Origin of the sequence: Fictibacillus nanhaiensis, from assembly GCF_023715445.1 — a bacterium.
Lineage (GTDB): Bacteria > Bacillota > Bacilli > Bacillales > Fictibacillaceae > Fictibacillus > Fictibacillus nanhaiensis_D.
In genome coordinates this window covers 278994-287882 of the sequence record NZ_JAMBOD010000004.1, presented here as the reverse complement: position 1 = coordinate 287882, position 8889 = coordinate 278994, and the positions used below count along the sequence as shown (strand labels likewise).

The window sequence follows — 8889 nt, the reverse complement described above, 5'->3', positions numbered from 1 at the left end:
ATCATAAAAAATTCCCCATCCTTGATCATTATCTGTCTACACTCCAAGTTGTTTTTGAGATAATTATCCGTTATTATTGGGGAATTTCACACCGTTGTTATTAGGGATTTTACCACCGTTGTTTTCAGGTGTGTCAAGGCCGATTATAACTTCAAAAAAATGTCCGGTTTAAAAATCCCCAGAAGGAGTTCTAACGAACCTTTCTGTTTTTCTTTCTGTAACTACTTTTCTTTCATTAGATAACTTTCTCCGTTTAAGTTGAATATGCGTGAATGATGTAAAAGTCGATCTAACATGGCAGTTGCTATAATTGGATCTCCGATAATATCTCCCCGTTCTCCAAATGATTTATTGGATGTAAGAATAATTGATTCTTTTTCGTAACGCCGTGCAATAACTTGAAATAAGTAATGAGCACTGTGAGTGTATTAGATACACTATATTAAATTACTTTATTTTCTTTATATGTATATTTATGTATTTATTGTTTGAATTTGTTATAATATTCCTGATGCTTATTGAATTTTTTGGAGTAAGAGAAGATAAGGGGGCGGAATTATAATGGGAAGAGTCAACATTTACAAAATAGCTGAAGGTAAAAAACAAGACTTTTTGAATACAATATCTGAAAAGCTAGTAGAAAAGAAAACTTTAGTGATAAAAAAGGATATCCCCAAAGTTGTGACCACTCAAGTTTCATCAGAAGTGCTTCAAACAGAATTCCACCTTACACTATATATATCAGCACCATCAGAAGAAAAAAAAGTAACTTGGAACTGGTTATTAAATGAGTTTCAAGAAGAAATTAAAACTAGCTTACCTAATCCTAAAGCAATTGTGGTAATTAAACATGAAGATCAACTTTATGGGGTTACTTTTGGTTTCTCTTATTTTGTAGTTGATAAATATTGCGATAGGAATTTTGCTTTTAATTTTGCTAGAAAATTAGATTACAAGGAAGTAAAAACTACGGCATTAACTACACCTAATTCTCAAAAAAACAAATCAATAAATACTTATATTAATTACAATAATTTTGAGTTTGATAGTGGAGAATCTTTTACTAAAATTAAAGCAAAGTTAAATATAAAAGAGGATTTTAAAACGTTTAAGGAAGGAATTGAAATAGGAAATTCTTTGAAGTTTTCTATTCAAGAAGATTCTCTTAACAATATAGTAGAATTAATTTTGCATATTAATTACGTCCTTTTAAACCATGAGGATAAGGTTAAAATTCCAGTTTTCAGTAAAATAAATGATGATGATTTAATTGATATGCTAGATAAAAAATTATTAGATGAAATTAAAGACAATACCTTTAATATCAATTTCTCGGAAATTGATATTGTAGGTGCGAACGAAGTATTCAATCATAACGATAATACTTTCAGGATTTTTTTTAAAACACATAATAAGCAAATTGATGAGCTTACTAAGGATGAACTTCATAAATTTGCAACTGAAAATAACTTTGATTTAAAAGAAAATATTTTAAATATTAAAGTTGTAAGCTATAACAATGGAAATCCAGTAAGAACAGATACAATTAAATCCTTAATAGACTATGTTGTTGACGAAGAAAGGTGCATTTTATCAAAAGGGGAGTGGTACAAATATAATGATGATTATTTAAACTACTTGGCTGACTCTATCAAAGAGATAGAGTCTATTTACGAACCAGAATATGACTACAAGAATACCGAGCATCAAGAATTTCTTAATAAAAAATTTGAATTAGAAAAGAACGAAGAAGAATTCGAAGGTTTAAGCGAAGACCAGATAAAAGAAAAACTTAAAAAAAGATACTACACTGAAAAATATTATAATACAAATTTACAAGAAAAATATCAGTTTGTTAATTGTGACAGAGAACTTACCAAAGTTGGTAGTGCTAAGGTTGAAGAAATGGACCTATATAAGGATGGCACAATGTATGCAGTCAAAATCGGTAATTCTTCGGGGAAACTTAGCTATGTTATAGATCAGTCTCTACAAACTCTTAGAATTTATAAGCACCGACTTTCAGAAAATCCAATGGAGATTAATAATGCTGGAATATGGCTTATTCTTGATAGAAGAACCAAGCTTCCTCTAGATGGTAATAAACCAGATTTGAATAAGATTGATATGATAATTTTAAAAAATAAATTGGACTACTGGAAAAAAGAAGTGAGATTAATGGGATTTAAACCAATTATCCGGATTAATTATGTAGTTTAAAAAATTCATTAGGAAGTGAAATGATTGGTTGATATATTACACTCTTATTTATCAAACCCTCTTGAACGGGAATATGAGTCATGGATAACTACACAAATAGAAGATTATTTTAATAGATTAGGTATTAAGTTTGATATTTGGGCAGTTTCACCTTTAGACGAGTCTACATGGCCGGCAGATGAGCATGTTTTATTTAATGGTAAACTATTAGGTCTTCAATTTAAACAAGCTAAACTAAAAGATAAAATACCTAGTTTTAATAGGTTAAGGTGGGATCTTAGACAACCAAAAGGTCAGTTTGAAGCTATACAAAAACGATCGGAAATTTTTTATGCTCTACCAACGTTTATCAATAGAAAGTGGAGAAAAAACGCATTAGAACACTGCGTTTTTTGGAGGCCAAATGTTTCTGATGTGACGAATTATAATTTATGGTATTCAAATAATCATCCAAGTATTAAGACTCCTTATAATAATATTGCAAATCATTTAAATGCTTTTAGATGGGGTCATTTTGTTGAACTAATAATTAACTGTAATATTGGATATAAAATAGATAAAGAATTACAGATGGATGATTATTTAAAAAAAATAAAAAAACAATTTTATGATTATAATTCTCCAATAAAAAATAACAATGAAACCAACTTTAACAACGGATCTAATACTTTATACTTGTTACATATTAAATTGAACTTTTCTTAAAATAAAAAACCTACTATCTCAACAGCTTCCCATGTGTTGTCACATACACTCCACACATGTGGAGTGAGGGTTTAATAATAAAAAGCTGCATGATTTTAATAAAACTTTCTATGTGAAAAAGCTTAAGAAGACAACTTCTTAAGCTTTTTTTTAGTGTCATGAGGTTAGACTTTTATGATTTTGAATTTTTTATTATATTAACTTGAAAATAAACGACTGAACTAGATAAAGCAAATTCCTTTTTTCATTAATCAACTATTTTTTGTAAGCATATATCTAATTGAAATGGTTACGAATAAAAGAAGCGCCAATTCAGTTGGAGTGTCAGTTAGAGCAGATCATTCAGCTTGGCAGCGATCATTTGGTGATAGGAAGAATGGTTCGTTATCATATTAATGATGATTATTACCTTGGGATAAAGTAGACCTCGAGAAGCTCCAGCCCCTCGGAAGGTTCGCAGGGAATTATAGTGAGAGCAAGGAATTTTTTTCATTACCTAGATAAGAACCAAAGCTTAGGGAGAAGTATCCTTAAGCTTTTTCTTATTTATAGATTTAACAGAAGGAACTATCCACTTTTAGTAGTATGTAAGTATTTTAGACAGGAGGAGGATTTTGTTGAATAGAAGAACTTTAGAGGTATCAACCTTACCTGGGTATGAAGAAGAAATTGGGCGAAGCTTTGGTTTTTAAAGACGTTCGACGTACAGTTAATACAGAATTAATGGGAATCAGTCAAAATGTGCTCGATAAAAAGGTGGATGAAAGGTAAACGATCGGATCTCTTTTATATCATATTGCTTGTGTAATAAATAATAGAATTATGAAGGTCTTGAAAGTTCATTAGCGAGAACATGAATAGAAGAAAAAGCCTGAGAAGAATATTAACGTCACAGGCTTTTGTTATTTTTATGCAATGCCAGCTTTCATCAACATCCCATCCAGTGGTCGTTCCATACTTCGCTCTAACCATCTTGCTGCTTCAACAAGCCTTTCAAGATCTGTCCCGCTTTCCACATTCATTCCTATAAACATGTTGACCATATCTTCTGTACATACGTTGCCCACTGCTTTTGGGGCAAAAGGACAACCGCCTAATCCGCCGATTGATGAATCAAAACGTGTGACTCCAGCTTGGTAGCCGGCAAGGATATTGGCCAAACCAAGTCCCCGTGTGTTGTGGAAGTGAAGTCCGAGTGTCAGGTCTTTACCGAATTGTTTTTGAAAAGCTGAAACAACGTTCTGCACCTGCAGGGGATTGGCCATTCCGGTCGTGTCTGCAAGCCTGATCTCCGTACACCCTGCTTTTAAAAACGACTCCGCTACATTCAATACTTTAGACAATGGTACTTCACCTTCAAATGGACAACCAAATGCTGTTCCTAGTACACCAGCTACTCCCTTTGAATTTGCTCCTTCCTCAATGACTTTCGTAAGTTCCTCAACCGCCTGATCCACCGTTCTTTTTGCGTTGCGTAAATTAAAAGAATCACTTGTTGTTGTGACGACATGAAGGAAGTCAATGTCTGTATGTAGCGCGCGTTCAAGCCCCGAGCGGCTTAAGACTAGCCCCGCATACCGGACATCATCTCGTTTGGGAACGAGACGCATTACTTCTTCAGCATCTGCCATCTGTGGAACAACTTTTTTGTTCACGAATGATACGGCTTCAATGATTCGTATTCCAGAGTCGATGAGCTTGTTGATGAGTTCAACCTTCGTTTCCGTGGAGACGAGCTTTGGTTCGTTCTGCAGTCCGTCTCGTGGTCCGACTTCACAGATTTCAATCATGAGTATCCTCCTTCAACACATGGATTTTCTTGATTTCTTCTAAATGGGCAAGTACTTGATCACGACCTTGATAGATGTGTTCTGTCATCGCAACACGTGCGCGTTCGGAATCCTGGTTCTGGATCGCCGATAGTATCGTTTTGTGAACTTCGAGTGATCGCTTCAGTTCGAAAGCATCGTACCAATAGAACGAGCGGAAAACGAGCGGCACGACGACTACCTTTGATAGATGAAAATAGATATGCGGGTTCTTACAGGCTGAGATGATCGCTTCGTGAAACTGCTGGTTAAAGTTCACGATCTCTTTAATAGAGTTTAAGTCCGCTTCCTTATAGCGGTTGATCGCTTCTTCATATCGGTCATTTGCTTCTTTCATCATTTTGATATCCTCGTCTGTACGGTGAAGAGCAGCCTGACTCGCTGCATACCCTTCTAATAGAGTACGAAGGTCATAGATTTGCTGAATGTCTTCCCGTGTAAAATGACGGACACTTACACCGCGTTTTAATGGGGTGACAAGACCTTCTGATTCCAGCTGCTTGATTGCCTCCCTTATCGGTGTCCGGCTCAGCTTTAGTTCCTTCGCGAGAGATTCCTCTCCAAGCCTCATCCCAGGCTCGTATTTTCCGTGTATAATGGCTTCTTTTATATATTTATAGGCATCCATTTCAACCACTCCTTATATTTATTGTATACAAACTAAATTTAAGTTGCAATAATTTTCTGAAAACTAATAATGTAAAGTCAGATAAATCAACGGTTCTATTAAATTTTTAAAATAAAATTAAAATTAGGCATTGACCTTTTGTATACAAAGCGTTAATTTGGTATAAAGATTAAGAATATTATGATTCTTCTAAAAATAAGACAAACGGAGGGATAGCATGTCCGATCAACTTCCTTTAGATAACATTCGTGTGATCGAGCTTGGGACTCTTTTGGCCGGACCTTTTTCAGGAAGACTTTTAGCGGACTTTGGTGCTGAAGTGATCAAGGTAGAGCCTCCGGGTAAATCGGATCCGATGAGGAACTGGGGACAGTCAAAAGATGGTGTGGGACTATGGTGGCCTATTCAGTCCCGAAATAAAAAGTCAATCACGCTGAATCTGAGACTCGAAGAAGGGCAGAACATCTTAAAAGAGATGGTGAAAGAAGCAGATGTGATCATCGAGAACTTTCGTCCGGGAACGATGGAGAAGTGGAACCTTTCCTATGAAGAGTTATCTGAGATCAATCCGAAGCTGATCATGGTCCGGACATCCGGATACGGACAGACGGGACCTTACAAACATCGGGCTGGCTTCGGAAGTGTTGGGGAAGCAATGGGAGGCTTACGAAATGTTACGGGTTTTCCAGACCGCCCGCCATCACGAATCGGTGTTTCAATCGGAGATACACTCGCAGCACTATTTTCTACCATTGGCTGTTTAGTGGCACTGCATGAAAGAGAACGGTCAGGTGTCGGGCAGGTAGTAGACACAGCTCTCTATGAATCCGTCTTCTCGGTCATGGAAAGTCTGATTCCAGATTATCTGTTTGCCGGCTATATCCGGGAACGTATGGGGAACATTCTTCCTGGTGTCGCACCGTCCAACATCTATTTTACGAAGGACAAGACGTATATCGTTATTGGAGCTAATGCAGACGGTGTGTTCCGGCGGTTATGTGAAGCGATGGGGCAGCCGTATCTCGCTGATGACCCGAGATTCTCCACTCATCACGCAAGAGGAGAGAACATGAAGGTACTCGATATGCTGATCGAGGATTGGACGAAGTCGCTGGACGCGAAAGACGCGCTAGAGATCTTAGATGAAAAAGGGGTTCCGTCTGGACTCATCTATACGGCAAAAGAGATCCTAGAAGATCCTCATTATCAAGAACGCGAGATGATCGTGAACGTGGAGCATCCAGAGTTAGGTGAATTTCCGATGCCCGGTATTGTACCGAAACTTAGCCGTACTCCAGGGAAAGTGAATCACGTTGGTCCTGAAGTGATGGGTAAGCATAACGATGAAGTGTATAGAAATTGGCTTGGATACAGTGAAGAGGAAGTAGAGAGGTTAAAAGAAACGAGCGTTATCTAAATCGGAGGTGAGAAGAACGTGGGGAAGACACTTTACGATAAAGTATACGACAAGCATGTGGTCTACCAAGGAGAAGATCAGCCATCCATTCTGTATATCGATCTTCACCTCATTCATGAAGTGACGTCACCGCAGGCTTTTGAAGGGTTACGGATAAACAATCGAGTTGTGAGCAGACCTGACCGAACTCTGGCAACGATGGATCACAGCATTCCAACAACGGACCGTTCACTTCCGTTTCGGGATGAAGTAGCTCAGAAACAGGTGAAGACATTAGAAGAAAACTGCCGGGAGTTTGGGATCCAGCTGTTTGACCTTCACAGCGAGAACCAGGGGATCGTCCATGTGATCGCACCTGAACTTGGCATCACACAGCCCGGTCAGACGATCGTATGTGGAGACAGCCACACGTCAACACATGGTGCGTTTGGGGCACTCGCTTTCGGAATCGGAACGAGTGAAGTGGAACACGTTTTAGCGACACAAACATTAAAACAGGATAAGGCGAAGACGCTCGCAATCAACATCACAGGTGAACCGCCAAAGGGAACATCGGCAAAAGATTTGATTCTTTCTCTAATCGGAAAGCTCGGACACGATTTTGCGACTGGCCATGTGATCGAGTACAGGGGAGAAGTTATCCGAAACTTAACGATGGAAGAGAGAATGACGGTCTGCAACATGTCGATCGAGATGGGCGGACGCGCCGGGTTGATCCAGCCTGATGAGGTTACTTTTAACTATTTAAAGGATAAAGAGTACGCGCCTAAAGGAGAACAATGGGAAGAGGCTCTTGCTGAATGGCGATTGCTGTATACAGACGATGATGCAGTCTTTGACCAAACGGTAGAATTTGATGCAAATGAAGTCGTACCACAAGTGACATGGGGGACGAATCCTGGTCAAGGAGCTGGAATTACAGATGTTGTGCCATCACCGGAAGATCTGCCGATCAGCCAAAGAAAATCAGCAGAAAAAGCCCTTCAGTATATGGGACTTGAGCAGGAACGCCGTTTGACTCAATAAAACTGGATAAAGTATTCATCGGCTCGTGTACGAACAGCCGGATCGAAGACCTTCGAAAAGCGGCTAAAATCGTAAGCGGTTACAGAGTGGCAGAATCTGTTCATGCCCTTGTCGTGCCAGGTTCACAGACGGTAAAACGTCAGGCTGAGGAAGAAGGTCTGGATCAAGTTTTTATTAAAGCCGGTTTTGATTGGCGGGAATCAGGATGCAGCATGTGCCTTGGAATGAACGAAGATATCGTGCTTGAAGGAGAGCGATGCGCCTCAACGTCAAACCGAAATTTTGAAGGCAGACAAGGAAAAGGTGCACGCACACATTTGGTGAGCCCAGAGATGGCAGCAGCTGCAGCGATCAAAGGACATTTTGTGGATGTAAGGAATTGGGTCACGAAAGAACATGAGGAGGTGGGCTCATAGTGGAACCTTTTACTTCATTTACCGGAACGGCTGTACCGTTCGATGTGGATAACGTCGATACGGATGCCATTATTCCGAAGCAGTTTCTAAAACGAACAGAGCGAACAGGCTACGGACAGTTCTTGTTCTATGACTGGCGGTTTAAAGATGGAAAAGAAAGACACGATTTTATTCTGAACGAGGACCGTTATCAAGGAGCGTCTGTTCTGCTCGCGCGAAAGAACTTTGGATGCGGCTCGTCCCGTGAACATGCACCATGGGCTCTATCCGATTACGGCTTTCGGGTGATTATCGCCCCTTCATTCGCAGATATCTTTTATAACAACTGCTTTAAGAACGGCACTCTGCCCATTGTTTTATCTGAAGAAGATGTGAATCTGTTGTTTCAGCGGACGAATGAGAAAATAGGTTATCAGTTATCCGTCGATCTAGAGAATCAGAGAGTGATAGATTCACATGGTTTTGAAGCGTATTTCGAGGTTACTCCATATCGGAAGCGGCTGCTCCAAAAGGGTCTCGATGAGATCGGTTCAACACTGGAATTTAAGGATAAGATCAAGACTTTTGAAGAACAGCACCGCATTTACTATCGCATTGACAGAAATGAAAAGGCTTCCATCTAAGGCTGTACTGCATCATAGATTATCA

Annotated in this window: 7 protein-coding genes and 2 pseudogenes; 6 read left to right on the top strand and 3 right to left on the bottom strand. The window is 38.9% G+C overall.

The features are described 5' to 3' along the window. Positions 1 to 221 precede the first annotated feature (221 nt). Positions 222 to 407: pseudogene (locus M3196_RS13730) on the bottom strand (ATP-binding protein); the annotation flags it as partial. 154 nt (positions 408 to 561) lie between these two features. On the opposite strand from M3196_RS13730, the gene M3196_RS13725 reads away from it, so the two are divergent. From M3196_RS13725 to M3196_RS13715, 3 genes are all read left to right on the top strand, one after another. Further along, on the top strand, positions 562 to 2220 hold the full coding sequence (locus M3196_RS13725; protein ID WP_251322885.1) for a DUF6119 family protein: 1659 nt from the start codon (positions 562 to 564) through the stop codon (positions 2218 to 2220). A 24-nt stretch (positions 2221 to 2244) separates the two neighbouring features. Further along, complete coding sequence (locus M3196_RS13720; RefSeq protein WP_251322884.1) at positions 2245 to 2925, top strand: hypothetical protein; 681 nt, start codon at positions 2245 to 2247, stop codon at positions 2923 to 2925. Positions 2926 to 3205: 280 nt separating this feature from the next. After that, positions 3206 to 3349, top strand: a complete 144-nt coding sequence (locus tag M3196_RS13715; protein WP_251322883.1) for a flavin reductase — start codon at positions 3206 to 3208, stop codon at positions 3347 to 3349. A gap of 484 nt (positions 3350 to 3833) precedes the next feature. Here M3196_RS13715 and M3196_RS13710 read toward each other — a convergent pair whose 3' ends face one another. Continuing rightward, positions 3834 to 4715, bottom strand: coding sequence for a hydroxymethylglutaryl-CoA lyase (locus tag M3196_RS13710; RefSeq protein ID WP_251322882.1), 882 nt, complete (start codon positions 4713 to 4715; stop codon positions 3834 to 3836). After that, on the bottom strand, positions 4708 to 5382 hold the full coding sequence (locus M3196_RS13705; protein WP_251322881.1) for a GntR family transcriptional regulator: 675 nt from the start codon (positions 5380 to 5382) through the stop codon (positions 4708 to 4710). The genes M3196_RS13710 and M3196_RS13705 overlap by 8 nt, the downstream gene beginning before the upstream one ends. Before the next feature lie 217 nt (positions 5383 to 5599). Here M3196_RS13705 and M3196_RS13700 point away from each other — a divergent pair, with 217 nt between their 5' ends. The 3 genes and pseudogenes from M3196_RS13700 to leuD all read left to right on the top strand — a co-directional run bounded on the left by M3196_RS13700 (position 5600) and on the right by leuD (position 8864). Beyond that, positions 5600 to 6799: a CaiB/BaiF CoA transferase family protein gene (locus M3196_RS13700; protein WP_251322880.1), complete on the top strand. Its 1200-nt coding sequence runs from the start codon at positions 5600 to 5602 to the stop codon at positions 6797 to 6799. Positions 6800 to 6817: 18 nt separating this feature from the next. Beyond that, positions 6818 to 8241, top strand: a pseudogene (gene leuC, locus M3196_RS13695) (3-isopropylmalate dehydratase large subunit). Then, on the top strand, positions 8241 to 8864 hold the full coding sequence (gene leuD, locus M3196_RS13690; protein WP_251322879.1) for a 3-isopropylmalate dehydratase small subunit: 624 nt from the start codon (positions 8241 to 8243) through the stop codon (positions 8862 to 8864). The pseudogene leuC and the gene leuD overlap by 1 nt, the downstream one beginning before the upstream one ends. The last annotated feature ends 25 nt before the right edge of the window (positions 8865 to 8889 follow it).

What these genes read in the sequence shown, in the direction of transcription:
- M3196_RS13725 (WP_251322885.1), top strand. Translation starts at nt 562, where the DNA reads ATGGGAAGAGTCAACATTTACAAAATAGCTGAAGGTAAAAAACAAGAC.
- M3196_RS13710 (WP_251322882.1), bottom strand. Translation starts at nt 4,715, where the DNA reads ATGATTGAAATCTGTGAAGTCGGACCACGAGACGGACTGCAGAACGAA.
- M3196_RS13705 (WP_251322881.1), bottom strand. Translation starts at nt 5,382, where the DNA reads ATGGATGCCTATAAATATATAAAAGAAGCCATTATACACGGAAAATAC.
- M3196_RS13700 (WP_251322880.1), top strand. Translation starts at nt 5,600, where the DNA reads ATGTCCGATCAACTTCCTTTAGATAACATTCGTGTGATCGAGCTTGGG.